This is a genomic window from Geodermatophilus sp. URMC 65 (assembly GCF_053502545.1).
This window is the reverse complement of sequence record NZ_CP199954.1, coordinates 4,007,532-4,032,635: the sequence shown is the minus strand read 5'-3', so window position 1 is coordinate 4,032,635 and position 25,104 is coordinate 4,007,532. Positions and strand designations below refer to the sequence as shown.

The window sequence follows — 25,104 nt, the reverse complement described above, 5'->3', positions numbered from 1 at the left end:
GGCGCCGAACTCCCCTCACCGTCCGTGTTGAGTGCATAACGTATCGGTCACGCATGGGCTCGGCGGCCGACCGGGAAGTGGTGGCGTCCGCCACGCTCTCCGGCCACGGAGGCGCCCGTCCGGATCGACCGGGAGCGCTGGTCGCCGCCGGCCGGAGGATCGGCATGCGCAGCCTCATCACCCGACGCGAGGTGCTCGTCGCCGCACTGGGCACGGGAGCGGCCGCCGTGCTGCCGCGGACGGCATCGGCGGCGACGGCAGGTGGTACGGGGCCGGGCGGCGTGACCGCCGCGGGGCACGCCGCCGACGAGGCGCTGTCCTGGCTGCAGACCACCTACGACCTCGTGCTGAAGGAGAACCTCAGCCCCCCGGCTGCCGCCCGCACCTACGCCCACACGGCGATCGCCATGTACGAGGCCGCCGTCCGGGGGATGCCGGGGCACCGGTCCCTGGGCGGTCAGCTGCGCGACCTGACGGCACCTGCACCGCAGCCCCTCGCCGCGCTCATCGACTGGCCGGCCGCGGCGGTGGCGTCGGCGGCTGCCGTGCTGCGGCAGGTGCTGCGGCAGGTGCTGCCCTTCGCCGGCGTCGGCACGCGGACACTGCTGGACACGGCCGAGGCCGCGGTGCTGGGCCGGCGCCGCGCCGCGGGGGTCACCCAGCGGGCCCTGGACGCCTCCGTGGCGCACGGCAGGTCCGTGGCGGGGCACCTGGCCGGCTGGATCGCCAGCGACGGACACGCCGGGACCGTGGGCCGCCCGCACACCGCGCCCGCCTCCGAACCCTGGCACTGGGTGTCGACGCCGCCCAACTTCCGACCGGCCATCGAGCCCCACTGGGCCGAGGTCCGGCCGATGGTGCTCACGAGCGCCGACGAGGTCGAGCCGGAACCGCCGCTGCCCTTCTCGACCGAGCCGGGGTCGGACTTCCACGAGCAGGCGATGGTCGTCCACCGCCAGTCGGTCGCGAACACCGCCGAGCACCGGGCGATCGCCCGCTTCTGGACCGACAACCCCGGGTCGTTCACCCCACCGCCCGGCACGCCGACCGGCCTGCCGTCCGGCCACTGGATGCTCATCGCCTGCCAGGCGCTCGCCCTGCGGGGGGCACGGCTCGGCGTCGCGCTCGACACCCTCGCCGTCACCGGGATCGCCCTGCACGAGGCGTTCCTCAACTGCTGGACCTGGAAGTACCGGTACGACCTGCTCCGCCCGGTCACCTACGTGAACCGGTACATCGACGCGGGCTGGTCGAGCCTGGTCAACAGCCCGCAGTTCCCGGAGCACACCTCGGGGCACAGCGTCGCGTCACCGGCGGCCGCCGCGGTGCTCACCGACCGGCTGGGCACCTTCTCCTTCACCGACCGCTCGCACGACGTCCGCGGCCACGCGCCACGCACTTTCGCCTCGTTCCACGACGCCGCCCGCGAGGCGGCGCAGTCCCGGCTCTACGGCGGCATCCACTTCCCGCACGCGATCGAGGCGGGCCTCGCCCAGGGCGAGCAGGTCGGCGCCCTGGTCCTGCAGCGCGTCCGTACCCGCCGCTGAGTCCCGTCGTCCCCACCCGGGGGCGCCCTCCGGGTGTTCCACCGTCCCCGCACGGTCCCGCCGTGCCTCAACGGAAGAAGGTCCCATGTCCGCCTCCCCCCTGCGCCGCCTGACGACGGTCACCGCCGCGGCGGCCGCGCTGGCCGTCGCCGTCCCCTCGCCGGCGCTGGCCGGCGACCTGTTCTTCTCCAAGTCCTCGGGCATCCAGGTGACCACCACCTGGCTGGAGATCGGCGAGCTGCCGGAGGCCGCCAACGCGCCGGGCAACGCCCACTTCGGCGACCTCTACGTCGAGGACCTCGGCAACGGCCGGGCCCGGGTGTTCGGCACCGTCTTCGACGTCCAGTGCGACGACGGGACGACGCCCTACCTGCCCGCCGGCGGGCACGGCGAGCCGGCGCCCGAGGACGGTCCCTGCGAGCTGCTCGCCACCCGCTTCGTCGAGGGCGGTCAGGTGACGTTCACGGTCGACAAGAAGCTCACGACGGCGCGGCTGACCGGCACGCTCGCGGTCGGCAGCGGGCACGGGGACACGACGGGTAGCCCGGCGGTGGACATCACGTGGACCGCGATCGGCGACACCTTCAGCGAGCGGCGGAGCGGCACGTCGGTCGACGAGTACGGGACGTGGACCTACCGGTACGACTTCACCGGCCGGGACGCGGCCGTGGCCGTCGGCAGTCGCATCGGGCCGATGGTGTTCGACGACGAGGCCGGCGAGCACTCCGAGTCGCTGCTCGGCAAGTACCGCTCCTCGGACCGCCAGCGCTCCTGACCCGGCCGTGCCGCCGGGCCGCTCCCCGGGCCCGGCGGCACACCGGCTCCCGACCGTCGCCGTCGGCCGGACCCGGGGGGTCACACCGTCAGCAGCAGCTTGCCGGTGGTCCGGCGTCCCTCGAGGTCCTCGTGCGCCCGCCGGGCCTCGGCCAGCGGGTACCGGCTCCCGATGCGGACGTCGAGCCGGCCGGCGGCGACCATCCCCAGCACCGCACCGGCCCGCTCGCGCAGCATCTCCGGGGTGCGGGTGTAGGTGCCCAGCGTCGGCCGCTGGACGTACAGCGAGCCGTGCGACGCCAGCTGCTGCACCGGCAGCGGCTCGGGCTGCCCGCTGGCGGCGCCGTACACGATCATCCGCCCGGTCGGTCGCAGCGCGGTCAGCCCCGCGGGGAACGTCGTCCGCCCGACACCGTCGTACACGGCCGCCGCACCCTCGCCGCCGGAGAGCTCGCGGACCCGCTCGGGGAAGCCGTCGTAGCCGACCACCACCTCGTCGGCGCCGGCTGCCCGCGCGAGCTCGGCCTTCGCCTCGGTGGAGACGGTGGCCAGCACGTGGCCACCGCGCTCGCGCGCCAGCTGGGTGAGCAGCAGCCCGACTCCCCCGGCGGCGCTGTGCACGACCACCCAGTCACCCTCGGCGACGGGGTACGAGTCGGCGGCCAGGTACTGGGCGGTGCAGCCCTGCAGCATCACGGCGGCGGCCACGTCGAGGGGGACGTCGTCGGGCACCGGGACCAGCTTCTCCCGCGGTGCGGCGACCCGGGCGGCGTAGCTGCCGGCGACGTCGAGCCAGGCGACCCGCTCCCCGGTGCCGACGACGGTGCCCGCCCCCTCCGCGCCGACGACCCTGGGCAGGTCGCCGCCGTAGGGCGGACGCCCCTCGCGCTCGTACACGTCGCGGAAGTTGACGCCCACGGCGGCCACGTCGACCAGCACCTGGCCCTCACCGGGCTCGGGCTCGGGCACCTCGCGGACGGTCAGCACCTCGGGGCCACCGGTCCGCTCCATGAGCACTGCCTGCACGTCGTCCTCCCGTCGTCGGCCGTGCCCGGTGCCTACCACGGACGACGGGACCGCGCCGGGCGCAGCCGGGAGGTCAGGCCGCGGCCAGCACCGCTCGGGACGCCGGCCGCGGGACGGCGCGGGGAGCCGTCCCACGGGTCCACAGGACGGCACAGGTCGCGACCGCGCAGACCAGCCCGAAGCCGGCCGACAGCCACACCGTCGGCTGACCGAGCAGCCAGCCGTAGGCCGTCCACGAGGCGCACGAGCCGGCGCCGAGGTACCAGCGCGCCGGGGACATCCCGGACAGGTCCTGGGTCCGGTCGGACAGGATGCTCGCCAGCTGGGGCAGCGCGGCGACGATCCCGACCAGGGTGACGACCGCGCTGAGCCCGGCCGCGACCGCGGCCGTCGCGGCACCGAGGACGACGGCGACGACGCTGCCCGCGGCGAGCGCGGCCAGGCCGGCGGCTCCCGCAGCGGTGCGCCGGAGCTGCTGTCCCGTGCGCAGCTGCGGCTGGGCGCGGAGCAGGGCGACGAGGACGGCGGTGTTGCCGGCGCCGACGACGGCGTGGGTGGCGATCTGCGGTCCGTCACCGACGAGGAGACCGAAGGTCAGCCAGCAGAGGTTGAGACCGACGGCGAGCCAGCTGCCGGTCGGGGAGAGACCGAGCGTGCGGCCCTGCCGGCAGGAGAGCCAAACCTGGGGCCAGACGACGGTGATGCTGAGGGCGGCCGCGGTGGAGCCGAGGGCGGCGATCATGGTGGAGCGGGGATCCGTTCGGTGGACGGCGATGGGCGCGGCCACCGGCGGGCTGTCCAGCCACACGCCGGCCCCGGGCGCTCATCGGTGAGCGCGCAGCAGGATTGGCCAGAGGGGTCATCGGCGGCCCGGACCCGTGACGGGAGGCGATCCGGCGTGATCGTCCTGTGACCTCGCTCATCGCCGTGGCGGGGCTCACGCGATGCTCCGGGCACCGCGCGGCGGACCCGTCCGGCGGCCTACCCCCGGACGGCTGCGCCCGCTGTCCGCGGGAGGGTGAGCGCGGCGCCGAGCCCGGCGGCCAGCACGGCCGTGGTCACGGCGAAGGCCACCTGGTAGGAGGCGACGTCGGTGAGCCAGCCGGCCACCAGCGGACCCGCGATGGCGCCGAGGTCGGCCGACATCTGGAACACCGCCACCACCCGACCGCCGCGGGCCGGGCTGACGTCGGCGACCAGTGCCGCCGGCACGCTGGCGAGGAACGAGGCGGCCAGCCCGAAGAGGGCCATGGACAGCAGGAACACCCACAGGACCGGCGGCAGGACCAGGGCCGCCGTCGAGACCGTGGCCAGCGCGGCGCCGAGGACGAGCGCGGGACGCCGTCCCCACGTGTCGGCCAGGCGACCCGACCGCAGCAGGCCGAGGGCCTGCGCCACCGACCCCGCGAGCAGTCCGGCGCCGGCCCATGCGACGGTGCGGCCCAGCTCCTCGGTGACGTACAGCGGCACCAGCGAGTTGCGGACGCCGAAGAGCACCCAGCCCACGCCGAGGTTGGCCACCAGCGCGGTGAGGTAGACGCGCGAGCGCAGGGCCGTCCGGAGGCCGACCGGGTCGGCGGCGAGATCGGGTCCGGTCACCGCAGGTGCCGCCGAGCGCTGCGGGGTCACCGACGGGCGCAGCAGCACCATCGCGACCGAGCCGGCGAGGAGCAGGAAGCCGGCGTAGAGGAAGAAGGGCAGGCGCGGGGAGAGCTCGGCGAGCAGCCCGCCGGCCGCCGGACCGGCGATCCCGCCGAGGATGAACCCGCCCTGCCACGTGGCCGCGGCGCGTCCGCGGTGCGAGGGCGGGGCGACCCGCAGCAGCAGCGACAGGGCGGCGACGGTGAACATGGCGCTGCCCACGCCGCCGGCCGCACGGAGGACGAGGAACAGCGGGAAGGACGTCGCCAGGCCGGCCAGCCCGGTGGTGACCGCGACGATGACGAGGCCGGCCGAGAGGACCGTGCGCTCGCCGAACCGCTCGACCAGGGAGCCGCCGCCGAAGGCGGACACGAAGCGGAAGAACGCGAAGGCGCTGACGGCGAGCCCGACGGCCGTCGTCCCGACGCCGAAGGCCCGGGCGAACAGCGGGATGGCCGGTGCGACGATGCCGAAGCCGAGCGCGACGACGAAGGCGACGACGGCGAGGATGCCGACCTCACGGGGCAGCTCCCCCCGCCCCCGCCCCAGCACGTCCTGGATGCTCGCACGGGGGTCGCCGACGCCCGTCGAGGGCCCGGCAGCCGCGCATCGCGCGATCGTGGCCGCGATGCTCGGCGCTCCCGGACGTGTGGCGCGATGAGTCCCGGACACCGGCCGGGTCAGAACGGGGAGGACGACGAGGAGGTGCGAGATGACGGCGACCCACCCAGCTGCCCCCGGCGGGGCCTTCCAGGTCAGCAGGGTCGTCGCGGCGCCGCCGGAGGCCGTGTGGCGGGCGTGGCGTGAACCGGAGCTCGTGCGCGCCTGGTGGGGCCCGACCGGGTTCACCTGCCCGCGCGCCGATCTGCGGTTCGCCGAGGGGGAGGCCAGCGTGGTGACGATGCGCGCGCCCGACGGCACGGACGTGCACAACCTCTGGACGTACCGGCTGATCCGGCCGTACGCGCGGATCGAGTTCGACTCCCGGTTCTGCGACGAGGACGGCAGCGCGGTGTCGCTGTCCGACGTCGGCCTACCGCCCGCCGTACCCGAGGTCGTGCCGCACGTGGTGACCCTGGCTCCCCGCGGCGACACCGGGACGCTGCTGGTGGTCGAGGAGTCCGGCTACCAGCCCGGCCCGGTGCTGGAGATGTCGCGGCAGGGTCAGGAGCAGTGCCTGGAGAAGCTGGCGGCCGCGGTCGAGGAGCGGTGATGCCGCCCGTTCCCGCTGCCGCCGGTCACCGTCGACCGACGGAACGCGGACCGGCTCGCGGAACCCCGTGTCGGGCGATCAGACCCGCCCGGCGAGGTAGTCACGGCGCCGGTCCGCGGGCAGCCGTTCGATCGCGTACCGGAGCATCGTGCGCGGCATCCGTCGGTAGCGTGGGGCGAGGAAGGTCTCCGCCCGGACGCGGTCCCGGTTCGCGACCTCGCGCAGCATCCACCCCACGGCCTTCTGCACCAGGTCTGCGGGGTCGGTGAGGAGCTGGTCGGCCAGCCGCAGGGTCGCCTCGGGACGGCCCGCCCGGACGCCGGCGAACGTGGCCATCACCGCGATGCGGCGGTCCCACACCGACGCCGACGCGCCCAGCTCGTCGAGCAGGGCCCCGTCGTCGGCCCGGTCGCGGACGAGCAGCCAGGGGCCGAGCAGGTACGGCGCCGAGGCGTCCACCAGGTCCCAGTTGTCCACCCGGTTCCGCCGGGCGAGGTAGAGCTCCACGATCCGGTCGCGCTCGCCGTCGTCCGCGCGCTCGAAGCGGTGGACGAGGACGAACAGCGCGGTGAGCCGCTCCTCGTGCCACGGGCTCCGCAGCAGCTCCTCGACGTCGGCCGGCGTCGCCGCCGCCGCGTGCCGCCGGGCGATCCTCCGCTGCGGCGGCACCGCGATCCCCAGGAACCGGTCGCCCTCCCCGTAGCCGCCCGGCCGCGCCTGGAAGTAGCGGGCCATCTCCGCGGCCCGCTCCGGATCGGCCAGCTCGGCCAGCTCGGCGCGGATCGCCGCGGCGGATCCGGTGTCGGGCCGGGTGCGTGCGCGCGGGCTGTCGGTCACGGCGCCTCCCGGGTGCCGGCGCAGCGCGGCGCCTCCGTCCTGCAGCTGAGGGTAGGGCAGCACCCGCGGTCCGAACTCGGGACATCGCTGTCCGAGTCAGCGGGACACTCCCTTCCTCGTACGCCCGAGCAGACCCCCGTCGGTCCACGCCTCGGCCGCAGTCGGGACGAGCCCCACCCGGCCGCTCGCCGGGCCACGCCCGGGGGAGGATGACTCCCTCGACATGGCAAGCTCCGGGATGGAGGTCCGCCGTGGCTGAGGTCGAGGTGGCCGGGCTCCGCATCAGCTACGAACGCGCGGGGCACGGGCCGCCGCTGGTCCTGGTGCACGGGTTCGTGGGCGACGCGCGCGGCACCTGGGGCCGCCAGCTCGAGGCGCTGTCCGACGACTTCACCGTGGTGGGGTGGGACGGGCCGGGCACCGGACGGTCCACCGATCCACCGGGGTGGTTCCGCATGCCGGAGTTCGCCGATTGCCTCGCCGGGTTCGTGGCCGCACTGGGGCTTGGGCGCCCCCACGTTGCCGGGCTCTCGTTCGGAGGAGCGGTGGCGCTCGAGCTCTACCGGCGGCACCCAGCCGTACCCCGGACGCTCATCCTGGCGGACGCCTACGCCGGTTGGGCCGGATCGCTGTCCCCCGAGGCGGTCGCCGATCGCTTGCGGTTCAGCCTCGATGTGGCGGATCTGCCGCCGGACGACTTCGTCGAGTCGATGCTCCCCAGCATGTTCTCGAGCTCCGCCGCCCCAGAGCGAGTGGCCGCGTTCGCGGCGACGGTGCGGGAGTTCCACCCCCTCGGGTTCCGCACGATGGCCCTGGCCTCCGCCGAGGCGGACCTGCGCCCGGTGCTCGGCCTGGTAGCCGTGCCGACGTTGGTCCTGTGCGGCGATCAGGACGTGCGCGCACCGCTCCCCGTGTCCGAGGCCCTGCACGCGGCCATCCCCGGCTCTCAGCTGGTCGTCCTGGAAGACGTCGGTCATGTCAGTGCGGTCGAGGCGCCCGAGCGGTTCAACGCTGCCATCCGCGAGTTCCTGGGCAGGACCGGTCCTTGACACCGGTCCTGCCGCTCCGCGGCGGATCCTGGCGCACGGGTCATCCGCCGCTGCGCCCTTCCCCCGACCGTCGACGGGCGTCGTCCCCTCCGCCGGATCCAAGCCGGGGACAGGACCCGGGTGCCGGAGGACTCGAGCATGGCGACCTGCTCCTCCGAGAGCCCGTCACCGGGGAGCTGGGCACCGCCGAGGTCCTCGTGTGGGAGATGCACGCGACCGTCGCCGCCTGGACCATCCCCCTCACCAGAGGAAGGAAGACGCCGTGACCGAGAAGGACCCGACGGTCGTCGACAACCCCGAGGCCAGCCGCTTCGAGGTGCTCGTGGACGGCGAGGTCGCCGGGTTCGCCGAGTACCGGCGGACGAAGTCCTCGATGGCCTTCACCCACACCGTCATAGACCCGGCTTTCGAGGGCCGAGGGCTCGGCTCCCTGCTCGCCCGGGGCGCACTGGACGCCAGCCGCGAAGCGGGGTCCCCGGTGCTGCCGTACTGCCCGTTCATCCGCGGCTACATCCAGCGCCACCCGGCCTACCTCGACCTCGTCCCCGCCGACCGCCGAGCCGGGTTCGCACTCGCTCCCGCATCCGACCAGCCCGACCGCCCCTGACGGGCCCGAACCCGCTCCGAGAGGACCACCCGCGATGACCACCACCACCCCCGACCCCGCCGCCCTCGATGCCGAACGCGCCCGCATCCGCGACGCCCACCTCGCGCCCGCAGGCGAGCGCCCCGCCTCCACCGCCCGCGGCCTGCACCACACCGCGCTGATCAGCAGCGACGTCGAGCGCACCGTGCGCTTCTACCAGGACGTGCTGGGCTTCCCGCTGACCGAGCTCATCGAGAACCGCGACTACCCCGGCTCCTCGCACTTCTTCTTCGACATCGGCAACGGCAACCTCATCGCCTTCTTCGACTTCCCCGGCCTGGACGTCGGCCCCTACGCCGAGGTGCTCGGCGGGCTGCACCACATGGCCATCAGCGTCGCCCCCGAGCGCTGGTCCGAGCTGGTGCAGCGGCTCACCGACGCCGGCGTGGCACACGAGGTGCACAGCGGCGTCTCGGTCTACTTCCGCGACCCCGACGGCGCCCGCATCGAGCTCATCGCCGACCCGCTCGGCGAGATGTACGGCCACCAGGTGCTCTGATGAGCCTCAACCGGCTGCTCCCCGCCCAGCCCCAGCCGGAGATCGCGAGGTCGGCGACCCTGCTGGGCATCGTGCACGTCGGCGCCGGCGCGATCGTCTCCCAGGGCACCGTGGTGCGCTCGCACGACGAGTCGGTCTCCATCGGCAACCACTCCGCGGTCCTGGAGAACGGTGTCGTCGTGGGGACCCGCGAGCACCCCGTGCGGATCGGGCAGCGCACCGTCTTCGGCCACCGGGCGCAGGTCATCGGCGCGGCGGTCGGAGACCTCTGCGAGATCGGCAACGGCGCGATCCTCATGCCCGGCGCCCGGATCGGCGACGGGTGCATCCTCGGCGAGGGCACGCTCGTCCCGGCCGGGGCAGTCATCCCGCCGTCCACGGTGCTGGTCGGTCGCCCGCCACACGCCATCCGCAGCGCCACCGACGCCGACCGCGAACGCCTGGCGGTGCTCCGTGAGCACCAGACCGATCTCACCGACCACCCCGGCCACCGGCGGACCGCCGCCCTGCAGGCAGGAGCACACATGGGCACCCTCTACGCCTACCGCGACAGGGAACCCGTCCTCGGAGCGGGCACGGCGCTGTTCGACAGCGCAGAGATCACCGGCGACGTCGTGGTCGGTGACGACACCCTCATCGGCGCCGGCGTGAAGATCATCGGCGACTCGCACGGCCCGGTCCGCATCGGCTCGCGCGTCCAGATCCTGGAGAACGCCGTCCTCCACCTGCTCCCCGACAACGAGCTCGTCATCGAGGACGACGTCGTCATCGGGCCCGGCGCCATGATCCACGGTTGCCGCATCGGCCGCGGCAGCGTCGTCGAGCCCGCCGCGATCGTCTGCGACTGGAGCCGGGTGGGCGAGGAGTCCGTGGTCCGCGCCGGCGCCTGCGTCAAGCAGCGCGACACCCACCCGCCGCGCAGCGTCCTCGACGGGTTCCCCGCGCGAGCGGTCGACAGCCTCACCGAAGCCCCGGGCCGCCCCGGGTGGGCGCTGCCCTCCGACGCCGTCCACGTCATCCGCCGCATCGACCGCTGACGACTCGGCCCGCCGTCCCCGGTCGGCAGAGCCGGCCGGAACCACCCTGTGGAGCTCACATGACCTTCACGGCCGAGTACGACCGGCTGTTCATCGACGAGCAGAGCCCGGATGTCCACCGGTCGATGTCGGCCGTGGCGCCCGCGGTCACCGGCACGGCGGAGGCGGCGGGCTGGGACCAGCTGCTCGTCGAGCTGGTCGACATCCGCATCTCCCCGCTGAACGGCTGCGGCTTCTGCCTCGACCTGCACGTGCGCCGCGCCGTGGACAACGGCGAGACGCCGCAACGCCTCGCCGTCCGCCCGGCGTGGCGCGACGTCGACCTGTTCTCACCGACGGAGCAAGCGGCCCTGGCCCTCGCCGAGGGCATCACGATGCTGCCGGATCACCACACGGGAGCGCGAGCGCGCCCGCGCGCGCGAGCAGCTGACCGACGACCAGTTCTCGGCGATCAGCTGGATCACCATCACGATGATCGCCTTCAACCGGATCTCCGTCATCAGCGGGCATCCGGTGCGCCCGCGAGGTTGCTGACGGCGGGACGGACACGACTTCCCTGCCGAGGGGGAGGACCCGGTCGCTCCGGTCAGGGCCGCGGCAGGACGGTCAGGACCCGCATGACGTGGTCCCGGAACTCGGCCATGTAGTCCTTCAGGAAGTTCGCCGTCGACTCGTCGATGACCTCCCCGTCATCACGGAATCGCTCCGGGGAGTACGTGATGTAGGCCTCGGGTGCGGTCAGCTGGCGGGCGTTGCAGAAGCTGAGGACTCCCCGCAGGGACTGCTGGGCGAGCGCCGTCCCGATCGCGCCGATCGACGCCCCGATCACGCCGGCCGGGATGTGGTGGAAGGAGTTCTGCCCCCACGGCCGGGAGGCCCAGTCGATGGCGTTCTTCAGGGCGCCGGGGATGGAACGGTTGTACTCCGGGGTCACGAAGAGCACGGCGTCGGACCGGGCGATCGCCTCCTTGAGCGCCCTGGCCTCGGGCGGGTAGTCCGTGTCGTGGTCGGGGCTGTACAGCGGCAGGTTGCCGATCGGGATCTCGGTGAACTGGAGATCAGGCGGAGCCAGCCGGATCAACGCCCGGGACAGGATCCGGTTGATCGAGGTGGAGGACAGGCTCCCCACGAAGTAGCCGACCTGGTAGGTCCGCTGCGATTCACTCATTGCTTGCTCCCTCAGCGCGGTGGGATCGCCCACGCGTCCGGCGCTCGACGTCCTCGCCCACGAGTGGACGCTGCTGATCGTCCTCGCCCTGGAGCGCGGATCGCTGAGGTTCACCCGGCTGCGTTGCCAGGTCCCCGGGGTGACCTCACCAGCGCCCAGCCGAGGTGACGCCGCCTCCCACTCCTGCCCGCAGAGCGGGGATGCACTACCCGACCTCGGTGTCCCTCCTCCGAGCACATGCCGGGGGGCGGGCCGGCCCTGGTCCCGCCTCCACCTGCACACGTCAGCCGACGGTGCGCCCGTGACGATCCCGGGCCTTGAGCCGCACCGTCGGCAGCGCCGGCGCCGGCAGCGGGTCGGCGCTGCAACGCGCGACCCGGCCGAACCCGCCGTCCGGCCACCCAGTCCTCCCGGGCCTGCACGATCTCCCCGTGGGGGCGAAGCGGGCACGCCCGGGGCACAGCGGCTGCGCCTCGGCGGCCGCCTGGCTCGCTCACGTCGAGTGCACTTCCCCGGTAGGGCGCACCTGGAGACGCCACCGGCCCGGCCCTCAATGAGGAACCGGGCCGGTGGACGGACCCCGACGAGCCGAGGAAACGTCCCGCTGGCCGAGCCCGGGACATCGCTGTCCGAACTCAGGACATCGCTGCCCGACTCAGCGGGACCTCCCCTGACCGTTCACATCAGCTGCAGCCGCTGGTGGAGCCACAGCCCTCGCAGACGTAGCAGCTGCCGGCGGGGCGCATCTTCGTGCCGCAGGTCATGCACAGCGGCGCGTCGGTGGCGGTGCCGGTGACCAGCTCGAGCAGCTCGGCCGAGGAGTGGGCCTCCTTGACCGGCTCGGACTTCACCTCGGGCTTGGCCGGCCCCTCGGTCGGCGCCGAGCCGCGCAGCGCCTCGAGGTCGACCTCCTCCTCCTCGGCCACCGCGGGGGTCGACGCGGAGACGCCGTAGCCGGAGACCTGGGCGGCGCGCTCCTCGGCGCTGAAGATGCCGAGGTTGGCCCGCTTCTCCACCGGCAGGTGGTCCAGCGCCAGGCGACGGAAGATGTAGTCCATCACCGACTGGGCGATCCGGATGTCCGGGTCGTCGGTCATGCCGGCCGGCTCGAACCGCATGTTGGTGAACTTCTGGATGTAGGTCTCCAGCGGCACACCGTGCTGCAGCGCGATCGACAGCGAAATCGAGAAGGCGTCCATGACGCCGGCGAGGGTCGACCCCTGCTTGCCGAGCTTGAGGAACACCTCGCCGAGGCTGCCGTCCTCGTACATCCCGGCGGTCATGTAGCCCTCGGCGCCGGCGACGCTGAACGACGTCGTCATGCTCTGCCGCTTCTTCGGCAGCCGGCGGCGCACCGGCTGCGACGTCGCGGCAACCGGCGCGGCCTCGACCTTGGTGTCGGCCTTCTTGGCCCCCTTCTTGGAGGAGTGGGCATCGGACAGCGGCTGGCCGACCTTGCAGTTGTCGCGGTAGATCGCCAGTGCCTTGAGGCCGAGCTTCCAGCCCTGGAAGTAGATGTTCTCGACGTCCTCGACGGTCGCCGTCTCCGGCATGTTGACCGTCTTGCTGATGGCGCCGGAGATGAACGGCTGCACGGCGGCCATCATCCGGACGTGGCCCATCGGGGAGATGGCCCGCTCGCCCATCGCGCAGTCGAAGACCTCGTAGTGCTCCGGGCGCAGGCTCGGGGCGTCGACGACGTGCCCGTGCTCGGCGATGTACTCGACGATCGCCTCGATCTGCTCATCCTGGTAGCCCAGGCTGCGCAGCGCCCGCGGGACCGTCTGGTTGACGATCTGCATGGAGCCGCCGCCGACCAGCTTCTTGTACTTGACCAGCGAGAAGTCCGGCTCGATGCCGGTCGTGTCGCAGTCCATCATGAAGCCGATCGTGCCGGTGGGGGCCAGCACCGAGGCCTGCGCGTTGCGCCAGCCGAAGTCGGTGCCGATCTCCAGGCACGCCTGCCACTCGCCGGTCGCGGCCTTGAGCACGTCGGCGTCGTCGGCGCCGACCGGGCGGATGGCGTCGTTGGCCGCGGCGTGCTTGCGCATGACCCGGGCGTGGGCGTCGGCGTTGCGGGCGAAGCCCTCGTAGGCGCCGACGATGCCGGCCAGCTCCGCCGAGCGCCGGTAGGCGGTGCCGGTCATCAGCGAGGTGATCGCCGCGGCCAGGGTCTGGCCACCGCGCGAGTCGTACGCGTGGCCGGTGGCCATGAGCAGCGCGCCGAGGTTGGCGTAGCCGATGCCCAGCTGCCGGTAGGCGCGGGTGGTCTCACCGATCGGCTCGGTCGGGAAGTCGGCGAAGCAGATCGAGATGTCCATCGCGGTGATGACCAGCTCGACGGCCTTCACGAAGTTCCGGGTGTCGAACGTGCCGTCGTCCTTGAGGAACTTCATGAGGTTCAGCGACGCCAGGTTGCACGAGCTGTTGTCCAGGCTCATGTACTCCGAGCAGGGGTTGGACGCGTTGATCCGCCCGGTCTCGGGGTTGGTGTGCCAGTCGTTGATCGTGTCGTCGTACTGGATGCCCGGGTCGGCGCACTCCCAGGCGGCCTGGGTGACCTTGCGGAACAGCTCCTTGGCGTCGACGGTCTCGATCAGCGAGCCGTCGAGGCGGGCGCGCAGCCCGAAGTCCGTGCCGTCCTCGACCGCGCGCATGAACTCGTCGGAGACCCGGACGGAGTTGTTGGCGTTCTGGTACTGGACGCTGGTGATGTCCCTGCCGCCGAGGTCCATGTCGTACCCGGCGTCGCGCAGCGCGCGGATCTTGTCCTCCTCGCGCGCCTTGGTCTCGATGAACTCCTCGATGTCGGGGTGGTCGATGTCGAGGACGACCATCTTGGCCGCGCGGCGGGTGGCCCCACCGGACTTGATGGTGCCGGCGGAGGCATCGGCGCCACGCATGAAGCTGACCGGACCCGAGGCGGTGCCGCCCGAGGAGAGCAGCTCCTTGGAGGAGCGGATGCGGGAGAGGTTCAGGCCGGCGCCCGAGCCGCCCTTGAAGATCAGCCCCTCCTCCCGGTACCAGTTGAGGATCGAGTCCATCGTGTCGTCGACGGCGAGGATGAAGCAGGCGCTGACCTGCTGGGGCGCGCTCGTGCCGACGTTGAACCACACGGGGCTGTTGAAGCTGAAGTACTGGTGCAGCAGCATCCAGGTCAGCTCGTGCTCGAAGATCTCGGCGTCGCCCTCGCTGGCGAAGTAGCCGTGCTCACGGCCGGCCTGGCCGTAGGTCAGCACCACGCGGTCGATGAGCTGGCGCAGGCTGGTCTCGCGCTGCGGGGTGCCGACGGCGCCGCGGAAGTACTTCGTGGTGACGATGTTGGTGGCGTTGATGCTCCACTCGGCGGGGAACTCCACGCCGCGCTGCTCGAAGTTGATCGAGCCGTCCCGCCAGTTGGTCATGACGACGTCACGACGCTCCCAGGTCACCTCGTCGTACGGGTGCACCCCGGCGGTGGTGAAGACACGCTTGACCTTCAGGCCCTTCCCCCTGGTCGGCGCCTTGGCGGCGCGACGCGTACGGCCCGACAAGCGATCCTCGGTCTCGGTCACGGAGCTCTCCCTGTGTTGTGGGCGTTTCGGCGGCTGGGGAAGAGAGCCGCCCTCTTACTAGCGGGTGCTGCTGACAGTTCTGCTCAGACGGCGGTGGTCGTCATCGACCGGGTCCGCCGTCAGGGGCGGCCTGACCGCGCCCCCCACCCCGCCGGCGCGCCGGCGGGTCCTGCATGCCAGGCAGCGGCGGGGTGCCGGCGGCGATGTGCCGGGCCCGCAGCTCGGTGATCTCCTTCTCGAAGTCCTCGAGCGAGGTGAAGGCGCGGTAGACGCTTGCGAAGCGCAGATACGCGACCTCGTCCAGCTCTCGCAGCGGTCGGAGGATGGCCAGCCCCACCTCGTGGCTGGGGACCTCCGCCGCACCGGTGGCCCGGATGGCGTCCTCGACCTGCTGGGCGAGCTGCTGCAGCTGGTCCTCGTCGACCGGCCGTCCCTGGCAGGCCCGGCGGACGCCGGCCACCACCTTGCTGCGGTTGAACGGCTCGCTCACGCCGCTGCGCTTGACGACGGCGAGGACGGCCTCCTCCACCGTGGTGAACCGCCGACCGCACGCGGGACACGAGCGGCGGCGACGGGTGGTCGCCCCCTCGTCGGCCTCGCGCGAGTCGATGACGCGGCTGTCGGGGTTGTGGCAGAAGGGACAGCGCACGGCCGATCCCCTCCCCTCGCGACGCGCTCCGGCGCGGGTCCGCCCGGGCGTCGCGGCGACCGCGGGAGCGGCCGGAGCGACGGGCCCGGGAGACCGGCTGTGGACCTCCCTGGGGACATCCGGTGGACGTCGTGGGGAGTGCCTGAGGACGGCCTGTGGACGGACTTACATCGGTGCAACTACTAGATGTAGGGGAACCCTAGGTCCGGCTCCACTAGATCTGCAAGCCGAACGCCAGGCGCGTCGTCCGCCGAGATGACTTCGTGACCACCCGCGCACACTCGTCACACGCGCCCCGGGAACACGCCGGGGAACCTGCCGCAGCGGACGCGGGACGCGCCGGTCGGGCGCGACAGGACGACCGGGCCGGTCGGCGCAGGGGCGTCGCGCGCCGGGCGCGGGGACGCCGATCCGGACGCCTCGTGCGGGGTGTGAGGGGAGTCCCGTCTCAGGCGTGGAGGGCCTCGCCGGGCCGCCCGAGGCGGGGACGGGGGGCGCGGTCGCCGAGCCGCAGGGGGCGGGTCAGGCAGTCGGCCTCGATCGCGCGGGGCATGAGCACCGTGGCGTCACCCAGCTCCGGGCCCGACGCCTCCTCCGGCTGCTCCGCAGCGTCCGCCGCCCGGTGACGTCCGACCCGGTGCCGGCCGGCGGCCGCGCCCGCGGGGACGGCGGGCTGCTCGGCGGTCACGTCGCCGCCGTGGCGGCGGCGACGGCGACCGGTGGCCGGAGCCGACACGGGGAGGACGCCCGCCACCCGCTGCTCACGGGCGGCGGCCTCGCTCAGCGACAGCAGCGGGGCGGCCGCGGCGCCGGGCAGCAGCTCCTCGCCGAGACCCGAGAAGGGGTCGAGCCCGCTGTCCGGCACCAGCACCGGCCGGCTCTCCGGCAGGCGCACCTCGGGCAGGTCGATCCAGGTCTCCCGGTCGGCGCCGGCCACGGTCACCCGCACCCACACCTGGCACGCGCCCTGACCGTCGTGCCGCCACCCCAGCAGCGAACCCGGCCACCAAGCGCCCTCGACGAACACCTCGCAGCGCTGCGACTGCTGCGTGAAGACGGCGGCCCGGTTGTCTGAGATCGCTGACACGGAGCTGACCGTAAACGGGCTGTCAGCCACAGAGTGCCAGCGACTCGGCACGACGGGTTGACGAACCTGGCCGCCACCTCTTGTCGCTCCTCGACCGCCCCCCTGCCGCGGGCGACCGCGCGACTCAGGGCAGCTCGAGGACCTGGCCGGGGACGAGGGCCGAACCCTCGAGGCCGTTGAGCTCCTCGATGGCGTCGACCACCGTGCGCACGTCCTGGTCGGCACCGGCCGCCTCCCCGGCGATCGACCACACCGTGTCGCCGGGCTCCACCACCACGCTCCGCTCGCCGGCCAGCTGCAGTCCACCGTCGCCCGCACCCCCGACGAGCGAGCCGAGCGCGACGGCGCCGACGAAGGCCAGGGCGAGCACCAGCCGGCGCCCTCTGCAGGTCAGGCGCAGCCGTGGGACGGCAGCCCCCTCCGGGGTGGCGCACCCCCCGCGCACCGCTCGGGACGGCACCGCGCGCGACGCGGTCGGCCGGCCAGCCGAGGACGCCGGCTCCCGGCGACCGGGGGCCCGGCCGGCGCCCCGGGCCGAGGGAGCCGGGTCCGCGGTGCGCGGCTCCGGGCCCACCGGGCGGTCGGGCACCGGCCGCAGGTGGCCGGCGACACGGGGACCGGTCCCGGTCGGACCCGACGCAGCAGGCGTCCGCGGGGCGTGCCCGGACGCAGCCGCCGTCCGGGCGGGGCGCCCGGACTCGGCCGCACGCCCGTCGTCCACCGACCCGAGCAACGGACGCCACGGGACCTGGACCGTCGCGTCGAACTCCAGCACAGCCTGCCGCACGCTCGTCATGACCACTCCTCCTCCGACGCCCCGCTCGCTCGAACGCACGTTCGATCGAACGCCTGTGCGATGTCTACCGCATCCCGCCGACGAGGTCGACCCGACACCGCACGTCGGCTTCGAACACACGTTTGAAGTCCCGGCTCCGAGGCGCTACCGTCCGGAGCAGCACCCGTCCGCCGTCGCCGCGAGGGCGCCGGCGGGTCGGGGCCGGCGGCGGCCCCACGCAGTGGAGCCGGCCCGGTCCGGCTCCCGGGCGGGCGCAGGACGACAGGGCCGTGGCGACACGGCCGGCGAGGAGGAGACGTGGCGGGCACGAGCGGGACGTCGGGCGGCGGTGTCCGGGGCGGAGGCGGCTCGTCGCGGCGCGCGTCCGGGAGCCGGACCGCCGCACCGGAGGGCGCCGGGACGGCGTCGGTGCGCACCTTCCCCGACCGGGGCGAGAGCGGCGACGGGCTCACCCAGCGGCAGCGGCGGGTCCTCGAGGTGATCCGCGACTCGATCGAGCGGCGCGGCTACCCGCCCTCGGTGCGCGAGATCGGCGAGGCGGTGGGGCTGTCCTCGGCCTCCTCGGTGGCCCACCAGCTCAGCGTGCTGCAGAAGAAGGGCTGGCTGCGCCGCGACCCCAACCGCCCGCGCGCGCTCGACGTCCGCCTCCCCGGCGACACCCCCGGCGCGCCCGCGCCCGCGGTGGTGGCCCCCGCCGGCGCCGAGGAGACCCCTGCCCCCACCTACGTCCCGCTCGTCGGCCGGATCGCCGCCGGTGGCCCCGTGCTGGCCGAGCAGGCGGTCGAGGACGTCTTCCCGCTCCCCCGCGAGCTGGTCGGCGAGGGCACGCTGTTCATGCTCAAGGTCACCGGTGACTCGATGGTCGAGGCGGCCATCTGCGACGGCGACTGGGTCGTCGTGCGCCAGCAGCCGACCGCGGAGAACGGCGAGATCGTCGCCGCCATGATCGACGGCGAGGCGACGGTGAAGACCTACAAGCGGCGCGACGGGCACGTGTGGCTGCTGCCGCACAACCCCGCGTACGAGCCCATCCCGGGGGACGACGCCACCGTGCTCGGCCGCGTCGTCACGGTGCTCCGCCGGGTCTGAGCCGGTCCCGCCGGCGCGGTCACGGCCGCGCCGGCGGCCGGGTGCACCGCCGGCCTGTCGGCCGCGCCGTACGCAGGCCCCGGCCGGAGCACCGTAATGTGGAACGAGGGCCGAGACCTCAGTCGCGCCGGCGCACCAGCTTGCCCCCGAGCCAGACGAGCACGCCGGCCACGACGGCGGCAGCGACCGCCGCCGCGACCGGGGGCGGTCCGTCGTCGCCGGACAGCAGGCCGGAGACCATGCCGTCCGCGGCCGCCGCTGACGACGAGGGTGCCGCCTCGGCCGGCAACGGCACCACGGTGACGTCGCTGACCAGCCCCTCCCCGGCGACGACGAGCGCCGCGGAGTCCCCGGTGAAGCTGATCGCCTCGCCCTGGGGCGCCTCGGGCAGGGCGACCCGGCGGGGCTCCCCCGCCAACGCACCGGCCACGTCCGAGCCGGTCAGCGGCCAGACGTAGGCGTCGGTGTAGGTGCGCAGCGCGATCCAGCGCTCGTCGGGCGAGACCGCACCGCCGGTGACCATCAGCTGACCGGCGCGGCCGACCGGGCCGCCCGGCGTCCCGGTGAGCACGAACTCCACCCGGCCGACCTCGGTGAGGCCGACCGTGCCGTCCTCCACGAGCGCCGAGACCGGCCGGTACACCTCGCTGGCGCCCAGCACCTCCTTGGTCACCAGGTACGGCGTCCCGTCGGGGGCGAGCAGCAGCGCCTCGACGTCCCGCGGGCCGTCGGGGTACGCCAGCCGGTAGACCGAGCTGCTGCCGTCGGCGTGCAGGGCCAGCAGCGCGACCGTCGTCCGGGTGCCGGTGTTGTCGCCGGTGTCGGCGAGCCAGACGGTCCCGTCGACCGCCGGCGCCATGTCCTCGGGGTCGAAGGGGTCCACCGCCGCGGAGCGCACGGTGACCACCGCGCAGGTCCCGTCCAGCACGTAGACGTCGAGGGAGTCGCCGCCGTCGTTGTGCACCAGCATCCGGTCGCCCACCTCGACCAGCCCGGAGACCTCCGGCAGCCGGGGGTCGGTGAGCTGGCAGCGCGTCGCGGGTGCGGGCTGGTCGACCGGTGCGGCGGACGCGGGCAGGGCGGGCCCGAGGCCGAGCATCAGCGCGAGGCCGGTCCCGGCCGCCAGACGCCGCCCCCTGGCTCCGCTACGCGGACGACCGGCCAGCTCGGGCACCGACCCAGCGTGACACCAGGACCGCGTCGAGCAGGTGAACCACGCCCAACAGCAGGATGCCGACGGCCGCTCCGACCACGGCGTCGGTGACCCAGTGGAAGTCGAGGGACACCATGGCCACACCGGTGGCCACCGGGCCGGCGATGCTGAGCACCCGGGCGGTCCGCTGCACCCACGCCGCGAGTCGGTACTGCACCACCTGCCAGCGGGCGACCCCCCACATGAGCACGGCGTTGGCGACGTGCCCGGAGGGGTAGGAGGCGCCGTCCCGGTGGAAGAACGACCCGGGGTAGGCCGGGGCCGTCCGGCCCGTTCCGTACTTGAACGAGTAGACGACGACGGTGAGCAGCACCAGCGCCAGCAGCACCCGCACCAGCGGGAGGACGGTGCGGAACCGCCACCCGAGGTAGCCGACCAACCCGGCCAGGACGATCAGGATGAAGCCGCGCCCGCCGAGCTGCGTCACCGCCCACACCGGCCAGTAGGCGGCCGAGTCCTTCAGGTCCCAAGCGCTGACCACCTCCGAGACCCGCAGGTCCATCCGCTCGAGCACGCCGCGGCCGAGCAGGTCGACGGTGACCACGACGGCGACCACCAGGGCGGCTCCCAGGAGCCACCGCGACGGGCGGCCGGCCGGGACCTCAGCGTCCGAGGCGTCCGGCGGGGAGGTCCCCGGACGCCGCCGCACCGCGCCGCTGGTCACGCCGGTCACGGTACCGGGCCGTGACCTGACCGTGACCTCGCTCGCCGGGGGGCGGGTCAGGCGACCGGCGCCGCGAACCCCTCGAGGGCGGCGGCCAGGCCGCCGTCGACCCGGGCGCTGAGCCGCGTGCCCCCGGCCTCGTGGGTCTCCTTCAGCACCTCGCCGTCCCGGTGCACCCGGGCCACCAGGTCGCCGCGGTCGTAGGGCACCAGCACGTCGACCTCGACGTCGGGGTGCGGCAGCCGGGCGGCCACGACCTCGCGCAGCCGCTCGAGGCCGGCGCCCGTGCGGGCCGACACCCACACCGCACCCGGCAGGGCCCGGCGCAGGGTGAGGACGTCCTCCTCGCTCATCGCGTCCACCTTGTTGACGACGATGAGCTCCGGGACCGACGCGGCCTCGATCTCGCCCAGGACCACGCGCACCGCCTCGATCTGCCCCAGCGGGTCGGGATCGGAGCCGTCGACGACGTGCAGCAGCAGGTCGGCGGCGGCCACCTCCTCCAGCGTCGACCGGAACGCGTCGACCAGCTGGTGCGGCAGGTGCCGCACGAAGCCGACGGTGTCGGTGAGCGTGTACTCGCGGCCGTCCGGGGACTGCGCGCGGCGCACCGTCGGGTCCAGGGTCGCGAACAGCGCGTTCTCGACCAGCACGCCGGCGCCGGTCAGCCGGTTGAGCAGGCTGGACTTGCCGGCGTTGGTGTACCCGGCGATCGCCACGCTCGGGACGGCGTTGCGCCCGCGCGACGAGCGCTGGGTCGCCCGTGCGGTCGCCATGCCGGCGATCTCCCGGCGCAGCTTGCTCACCCGCGCGCGGATCCGCCGCCGGTCGGTCTCGATCTTGGTCTCACCGGGGCCGCGGGTGCCGATGCCGCCACCGCCGGCGACACGACCACCGGCCTGCCGGGACAGCGACTCACCCCAGCCGCGCAGCCGCGGCAGCATGTACTGCATCTGCGCCAGCTCGACCTGCGCCTTGCCCTCCCGGCTGGAGGCGTGCTGGGCGAAGATGTCGAGGATCAGCGCGGTCCGGTCGACGACCTTGACCTTGAGGATCCTCTCCAGCGCGTTGAGCTGGCCCGGGGTCAGCTCGCCGTCGCAGATCACGGTGTCGGCGCCGGCGGCCGCGACGATGTCGCGGATCTCGGCGGCCTTGCCGGACCCGACGTAGGTGCCGGCGTCGGGCTTGTCGCGCCGCTGGCTCACCGCCTCCAGGACCTGCGAGCCCGCGGTCTCGGCCAGCGCGGCCAGCTCGGCCAGCGAGCGGTCGGCGTCGGCCTGGGTGCCCTCGGTCCAGACCCCGACCAGCACGACGCGCTCGAGGCGCAGCTGGCGGTACTCGACCTCGGTGACGTCGGCGAGCTCGGTGGACAGGCCGGCGACGCGGCGCAGCGCACCGCGCGCCTCGAGCGCGTAGGAGCCGGTCGTGTCCTCCGGCTCGTCTCGTCCCCCGTCGGGACGGGGCGGCTCCTCGGTGCGTGCCGGCGCGGCCCGCAGGGCCCGCTCCTCGGCCTCGGCGAGCACGGCGCGGTTCTGTGCTGTCGTCATCGTCTCCAGCGTCGCAGACCCCAGCACCTGGGGCATCTGAGTTGTCATCGACTCTTCCAACACCGCGGGCGCGGCGGACCATCCCGGCACGCGTGGCCGGGTCGCGACCGGGTAGGGCCGGACGACGACCGACACTCCGAGGAGGCCAGAGATGAGCGAGACGGGAAGCAGCGCGGCCGGCGCGGACGAGGAGCTCGACGACCCGGGCCGGGACCCCAAGGGCCTCAACCCGCCGCGCAACCCGCTGTCCGGCGGCCTGGGCAGCACGACCGGCGGACCGGACCAGGACAGCGGCCGCGGTGAGCCGGAGGGCAGCCCCGGCATCGCCGGCCAGTCGATGGTGCCGGAGTCCCCGGAGGAGACCGAGAACACCCGGTAGAAAGAGGGCCCTCCTGCACCCCACCACTCGCAGGCTCGCGGCGGGACCCTGCAGGAGGGCCGTTCCAGCACGTCACCGGTGGCCGTTCCCGGGAGTCACCTGGCCCGGAGCCACTCCGGCGTGAGCTCGCCGGCCGCCACCACGACCGCGGGACCGGACAGCACCGTCGTCCGCTCGTCGACGGTCACGCCGAGCCGGCCGCCGGGGACGTCGACGGTCACCGTGCCGGTCGCCGCGCCGGCGGCCTCCAGGGCCGTCCAGGCCGCGGCGCAGGCGCCCGTACCGCACGAGCGGGTCTCCCCCACCCCGCGCTCGGACACCCGCAGCCGCACGTGCCGGCCGGCCTCGACGACGTTGACGAACTCGACGTTCACGCCGTCGGGGAACAGCTGGGCGTCGACCGTCGGCGCCGTCGTGAGGTCGAGGGTGTCGACGTCGACGTCGGTGAGGCAGGCCAGGTGCGGGTTGCCCATCGAGACCGCGCGGCCGGGGAACGTCGTGCTCCCGAGCTCGGCGGTGCCGGCGCCGAACGGCCGGGCCGGCCCCATGTCCACCCAGTAGCCGCCGTCGGCCGCGGCCCCCACCCGGCGCGGGCCGCCGCGGGTGCCGACCCAGATGCCGTCGGCGCAGGCGCCCCGCCCGACCAGGCCCTCGGTGACGAGCACGTGCAGGAACAGCCGGACGCCGTTGCCGCACATCTCGGCGGTGGAGCCGTCGGCGTTGCGGTGGTCCATGAACCACTCGCACTGCCCCAGCGCCTCGCCGAGCACGGCCGGGGCGTCGGGCACGTGCACGCTGCGGACGACGCGCAGCACGCCGTCCCCGCCGAGACCGGCGCGGCGCTCGCACAACCGCCGGACCATCGCCGCGTCCAGCCGGTCCTCCGGCCAGCCGGTGCCGTCGGGGTCGGGCAGGACGACGAAGTCGTTCTCCGTGCCGTGGCCGATCAGCACCCGGTGCGCACTCACGGGCCCTCCTCGCTGGCGCTCGTCGGCCACGTCCGTGGCCCAGCTGTACCCCTGCGTGAGCTCGCGGGCTCGCTCACCGGTCCAGGGTACGAGCGGTGATCACCCCGAGGGCGGCCTCCACCAGGTCGGGCCGGGCGGCGTCGAGCCAGGTGGTCGCGGGGTCCCGACGGAACCACGAGCGCTGGCGGCGCACGAAGCGGCGGGTGGTCGACACCGTGCGCTCGCGTGCCTCCTCGGGGGTGAGGGCGCCGTCGAGCTGGGCCAGCACCTGGGCGTAGCCCAGCGCCCGGGACGCAGTCGGCCCCTCGCGCAGCCCGTCGGCGGCCAACGCCTCCACCTCCGCGACGAAGCCGGCCGCCCACATCCGGTCGACCCGCAGCGCGATCCGCTCGTCGAGCTCGGGCGGCTCACGGTCCAGCCCGACGACGACCGCCGGGTAGTGCGGCCGCGGCTCGGGCAGCGTCGCGCGGAACGGCCCGCCGGTGATCTCCACGACCTCGAGCGCCCGCACGATCCGCCGTCCGTTGCTCGGCAGCACCGCCGCGGCGGCGGCCGGGTCCAGCCCGGCCAGCCGGGCGTGCAGCGCGGCCGGGCCGACCTCGGCGAGCTCGGCCTCGAGCCGGGTGCGGACGGCGGGGTCGGTACCGGGGAAGTCCAGCTCGTCGAGGACGGCGCGCACGTAGAGCCCGGAGCCGCCGACCAGCAGCGGCACCACCCCGGCCGCGCGCAGCCGGTCCACCTCGGCGCGGGCCAGCCGCCGGTACTCGGCCACCGACGCCGCCTGCCGCACGTGCCAGAGGTCGAGCAGGTGGTGCGGCACGCCGTCGCGCTCGGCGGCGTCGGGCTTGGCGGTGCCGATGTCCATGCCGCGGTAGAGCTGCATCGAGTCGGCGTTGACCACCTCGCCGCCCAGCCGGTGCGCCAGCGCGACCCCGAGGGCGGTCTTGCCGGTGGCGGTGGGACCCACCAGCGCGACCACCGGCGGGAGAGCGGTCACCGCACGCTCCAGTCGGCCACCAGGTAGCCGACGCCGAAGGGCGCCTCGTGCGCGTGCAGCCGGCCGCGCACCGCGCGGCCGGCCAGCGCGGCGCCGACCGCCCGCCAGGCGGGCACGCCGGCGGCGAGCAGCCGAGCGCCCTCCGCGGGGTCGAGTCCCGCCAGGGCGCCCGGGTCCCCGGCGGCCAGCGCGGCGGCCACTGCGTCGTCGAACGGCTGCGCCGCCGGGTCGAGGTGGCCGGGCGCCCTGAGCGAGCGCCGCGCCGAGCCGTCCCCCACCGCCAGGACGGCGACCGGCCGGGGCAGGTCCCCGAGGGTTCCGGCGAGGTCGCCGGGACCGACGCCGAGGCGGGGGCCGGCGTACCCGGCCTCGTGCAGCAGCCAGGCGCCGATCGTGTGCGCCAGCGGGGTGCGGCGACCGCCGGGGCGCACCCGGCCGGCGAAGGGGACGTCGAGGTCGACGCCGTAGCCGCGCAGGTCCCCGCCGTCGCCGTCGCCGAAGTGCCCGCAGCCGTCGTTGCCGCCGACGACCACGACGACCTGCGGGCGAGTGGCCAGCGCCGCGTCCACCGCGGCCGCGCAGGCCGCCCGCAGGACGGCGGTGTCCGCCGCGGCCCGCCCGGCCACGGCCGGCACCAGCAGCGGCGGGCACGGGCAGAAGGCGACGGCGGCCGGGACTGAGCTCACCGCAGCAGTGTCCCGGATTCGGCGTGGGACACTCCGAC

At 74.5% G+C, this 25,104-nt stretch carries 25 protein-coding genes; 10 read left to right on the top strand and 15 right to left on the bottom strand.

Going from position 1 to position 25,104, the window contains the following annotated elements; translation table 11 throughout:
* Nucleotides 1-164 precede the first annotated feature (164 nt).
* Nucleotides 165-1,547 (top strand): phosphatase PAP2 family protein, encoded by a 1,383-nt coding sequence (locus ACWIX7_RS19530; protein WP_448618068.1) that lies wholly within the window; start codon nucleotides 165-167, stop codon nucleotides 1,545-1,547.
* Between the two features lie 85 nt (nucleotides 1,548-1,632).
* Complete coding sequence (locus ACWIX7_RS19525) at nucleotides 1,633-2,322, top strand: hypothetical protein (RefSeq protein WP_448618067.1); 690 nt, start codon at nucleotides 1,633-1,635, stop codon at nucleotides 2,320-2,322.
* Nucleotides 2,323-2,402: 80 nt separating this feature from the next.
* Here the strand turns inward: ACWIX7_RS19525 and ACWIX7_RS19520 are convergent, their stop codons facing one another.
* The 3 genes from ACWIX7_RS19520 to ACWIX7_RS19510 form a co-directional block, all read right to left on the bottom strand.
* The gene (locus tag ACWIX7_RS19520; protein ID WP_448618066.1) at nucleotides 2,403-3,347 is read right to left on the bottom strand and encodes a quinone oxidoreductase family protein; all 945 of its coding nucleotides are present in this window, start codon (nucleotides 3,345-3,347) and stop codon (nucleotides 2,403-2,405) included.
* A gap of 73 nt (nucleotides 3,348-3,420) precedes the next feature.
* Nucleotides 3,421-4,155 carry a SemiSWEET transporter gene (locus ACWIX7_RS19515; RefSeq protein WP_448618065.1) on the bottom strand — a complete coding sequence of 245 codons (735 nt, stop codon included), beginning with the start codon at nucleotides 4,153-4,155 and terminating at the stop codon, nucleotides 3,421-3,423.
* 173 nt (nucleotides 4,156-4,328) lie between these two features.
* The gene (locus ACWIX7_RS19510) at nucleotides 4,329-5,540 is read right to left on the bottom strand and encodes an MFS transporter (RefSeq protein ID WP_448618064.1); all 1,212 of its coding nucleotides are present in this window, start codon (nucleotides 5,538-5,540) and stop codon (nucleotides 4,329-4,331) included.
* Between the two features lie 160 nt (nucleotides 5,541-5,700).
* Here ACWIX7_RS19510 and ACWIX7_RS19505 point away from each other — a divergent pair, with 160 nt between their 5' ends.
* On the top strand, nucleotides 5,701-6,201 hold the full coding sequence (locus ACWIX7_RS19505) for an SRPBCC family protein (protein ID WP_448618063.1): 501 nt from the start codon (nucleotides 5,701-5,703) through the stop codon (nucleotides 6,199-6,201).
* Between the two features lie 78 nt (nucleotides 6,202-6,279).
* Here ACWIX7_RS19505 and ACWIX7_RS19500 read toward each other — a convergent pair whose 3' ends face one another.
* On the bottom strand, nucleotides 6,280-7,038 hold the full coding sequence (locus ACWIX7_RS19500) for a DNA alkylation repair protein (RefSeq protein ID WP_448618062.1): 759 nt from the start codon (nucleotides 7,036-7,038) through the stop codon (nucleotides 6,280-6,282).
* Nucleotides 7,039-7,247: 209 nt separating this feature from the next.
* Here ACWIX7_RS19500 and ACWIX7_RS19495 point away from each other — a divergent pair, with 209 nt between their 5' ends.
* The 5 genes from ACWIX7_RS19495 to ACWIX7_RS19475 are packed head-to-tail and all read left to right on the top strand — an operon-like array spanning nucleotide 7,248 to nucleotide 10,916.
* Nucleotides 7,248-8,087: an alpha/beta fold hydrolase gene (locus ACWIX7_RS19495; protein WP_448618061.1), complete on the top strand. Its 840-nt coding sequence runs from the start codon at nucleotides 7,248-7,250 to the stop codon at nucleotides 8,085-8,087.
* Nucleotides 8,014-8,694: a GNAT family N-acetyltransferase gene (locus tag ACWIX7_RS19490; RefSeq protein ID WP_448618060.1), complete on the top strand. Its 681-nt coding sequence runs from the start codon at nucleotides 8,014-8,016 to the stop codon at nucleotides 8,692-8,694. Before ACWIX7_RS19495 ends, ACWIX7_RS19490 begins: the two co-directional genes overlap by 74 nt.
* A gap of 34 nt (nucleotides 8,695-8,728) precedes the next feature.
* Nucleotides 8,729-9,232 (top strand): VOC family protein, encoded by a 504-nt coding sequence (locus tag ACWIX7_RS19485; protein WP_448618059.1) that lies wholly within the window; start codon nucleotides 8,729-8,731, stop codon nucleotides 9,230-9,232.
* Nucleotides 9,232-10,269 carry a DapH/DapD/GlmU-related protein gene (locus ACWIX7_RS19480; protein ID WP_448618058.1) on the top strand — a complete coding sequence of 346 codons (1,038 nt, stop codon included), beginning with the start codon at nucleotides 9,232-9,234 and terminating at the stop codon, nucleotides 10,267-10,269. Before ACWIX7_RS19485 ends, ACWIX7_RS19480 begins: the two co-directional genes overlap by 1 nt.
* Before the next feature lie 59 nt (nucleotides 10,270-10,328).
* On the top strand, nucleotides 10,329-10,916 hold the full coding sequence (locus tag ACWIX7_RS19475) for a carboxymuconolactone decarboxylase family protein (protein ID WP_448618057.1): 588 nt from the start codon (nucleotides 10,329-10,331) through the stop codon (nucleotides 10,914-10,916).
* Here the strand turns inward: ACWIX7_RS19475 and ACWIX7_RS19470 are convergent.
* The 5 genes from ACWIX7_RS19470 to ACWIX7_RS19450 all read right to left on the bottom strand — a co-directional run bounded on the left by ACWIX7_RS19470 (nucleotide 10,856) and on the right by ACWIX7_RS19450 (nucleotide 17,523).
* Nucleotides 10,856-11,437 (bottom strand): NADPH-dependent FMN reductase, encoded by a 582-nt coding sequence (locus ACWIX7_RS19470; RefSeq protein ID WP_448618056.1) that lies wholly within the window; start codon nucleotides 11,435-11,437, stop codon nucleotides 10,856-10,858. The two genes, ACWIX7_RS19475 and ACWIX7_RS19470, sit on opposite strands and share 61 nt — an antisense overlap.
* Nucleotides 11,438-12,120: 683 nt before the next feature.
* On the bottom strand, nucleotides 12,121-14,991 hold the full coding sequence (locus tag ACWIX7_RS19465) for a vitamin B12-dependent ribonucleotide reductase (RefSeq protein WP_448618055.1): 2,871 nt from the start codon (nucleotides 14,989-14,991) through the stop codon (nucleotides 12,121-12,123).
* Nucleotides 14,992-15,091: 100 nt separating this feature from the next.
* Nucleotides 15,092-15,640, bottom strand: a complete 549-nt coding sequence (gene nrdR, locus ACWIX7_RS19460) for a transcriptional regulator NrdR (protein WP_448618054.1) — start codon at nucleotides 15,638-15,640, stop codon at nucleotides 15,092-15,094.
* Nucleotides 15,641-16,088: 448 nt separating this feature from the next.
* Nucleotides 16,089-16,727, bottom strand: a complete 639-nt coding sequence (locus ACWIX7_RS19455) for a hypothetical protein (RefSeq protein WP_448618053.1) — start codon at nucleotides 16,725-16,727, stop codon at nucleotides 16,089-16,091.
* Between the two features lie 124 nt (nucleotides 16,728-16,851).
* Nucleotides 16,852-17,523, bottom strand: coding sequence for a LysM peptidoglycan-binding domain-containing protein (locus tag ACWIX7_RS19450; RefSeq protein WP_448618052.1), 672 nt, complete (start codon nucleotides 17,521-17,523; stop codon nucleotides 16,852-16,854).
* A gap of 297 nt (nucleotides 17,524-17,820) precedes the next feature.
* Between ACWIX7_RS19450 and lexA the strand changes: the two genes are divergently transcribed.
* Entirely contained in the window at nucleotides 17,821-18,612 is a 792-nt protein-coding gene (gene lexA / locus ACWIX7_RS19445) for a transcriptional repressor LexA (protein WP_448618051.1), read from the top strand.
* Nucleotides 18,613-18,730: 118 nt separating this feature from the next.
* On the opposite strand, the gene ACWIX7_RS19440 is transcribed toward lexA, so the two are convergent.
* From ACWIX7_RS19440 to hflX, 3 genes are read right to left on the bottom strand one after another with little or no spacing between them, the layout of a single operon-like run.
* On the bottom strand, nucleotides 18,731-19,711 hold the full coding sequence (locus ACWIX7_RS19440) for a hypothetical protein (RefSeq protein WP_448618050.1): 981 nt from the start codon (nucleotides 19,709-19,711) through the stop codon (nucleotides 18,731-18,733).
* Between the two features lie 46 nt (nucleotides 19,712-19,757).
* Nucleotides 19,758-20,489 carry a phosphatase PAP2 family protein gene (locus tag ACWIX7_RS19435; RefSeq protein WP_448618049.1) on the bottom strand — a complete coding sequence of 244 codons (732 nt, stop codon included), beginning with the start codon at nucleotides 20,487-20,489 and terminating at the stop codon, nucleotides 19,758-19,760.
* A gap of 56 nt (nucleotides 20,490-20,545) precedes the next feature.
* Nucleotides 20,546-22,036 carry a GTPase HflX gene (gene hflX / locus ACWIX7_RS19430; protein ID WP_448618048.1) on the bottom strand — a complete coding sequence of 497 codons (1,491 nt, stop codon included), beginning with the start codon at nucleotides 22,034-22,036 and terminating at the stop codon, nucleotides 20,546-20,548.
* A 151-nt stretch (nucleotides 22,037-22,187) separates the two neighbouring features.
* Between hflX and ACWIX7_RS19425 the strand changes: the two genes are divergently transcribed.
* On the top strand, nucleotides 22,188-22,415 hold the full coding sequence (locus ACWIX7_RS19425; protein ID WP_448618047.1) for a hypothetical protein: 228 nt from the start codon (nucleotides 22,188-22,190) through the stop codon (nucleotides 22,413-22,415).
* A 95-nt stretch (nucleotides 22,416-22,510) separates the two neighbouring features.
* Here the strand turns inward: ACWIX7_RS19425 and dapF are convergent, their stop codons facing one another.
* The 3 genes from dapF to ACWIX7_RS19410 all read right to left on the bottom strand — a co-directional run bounded on the left by dapF (nucleotide 22,511) and on the right by ACWIX7_RS19410 (nucleotide 25,066).
* A complete protein-coding gene (dapF, locus tag ACWIX7_RS19420; protein ID WP_448618046.1) occupies nucleotides 22,511-23,383 on the bottom strand; it encodes a diaminopimelate epimerase in 873 nt (290 codons plus the stop codon).
* A 73-nt stretch (nucleotides 23,384-23,456) separates the two neighbouring features.
* Nucleotides 23,457-24,380, bottom strand: a complete 924-nt coding sequence (gene miaA, locus ACWIX7_RS19415) for a tRNA (adenosine(37)-N6)-dimethylallyltransferase MiaA (RefSeq protein ID WP_448618045.1) — start codon at nucleotides 24,378-24,380, stop codon at nucleotides 23,457-23,459.
* Entirely contained in the window at nucleotides 24,377-25,066 is a 690-nt protein-coding gene (locus ACWIX7_RS19410; protein ID WP_448618044.1) for a hypothetical protein, read from the bottom strand. Before ACWIX7_RS19410 ends, miaA begins: the two co-directional genes overlap by 4 nt.
* Nucleotides 25,067-25,104: the final 38 nt, after the last annotated feature.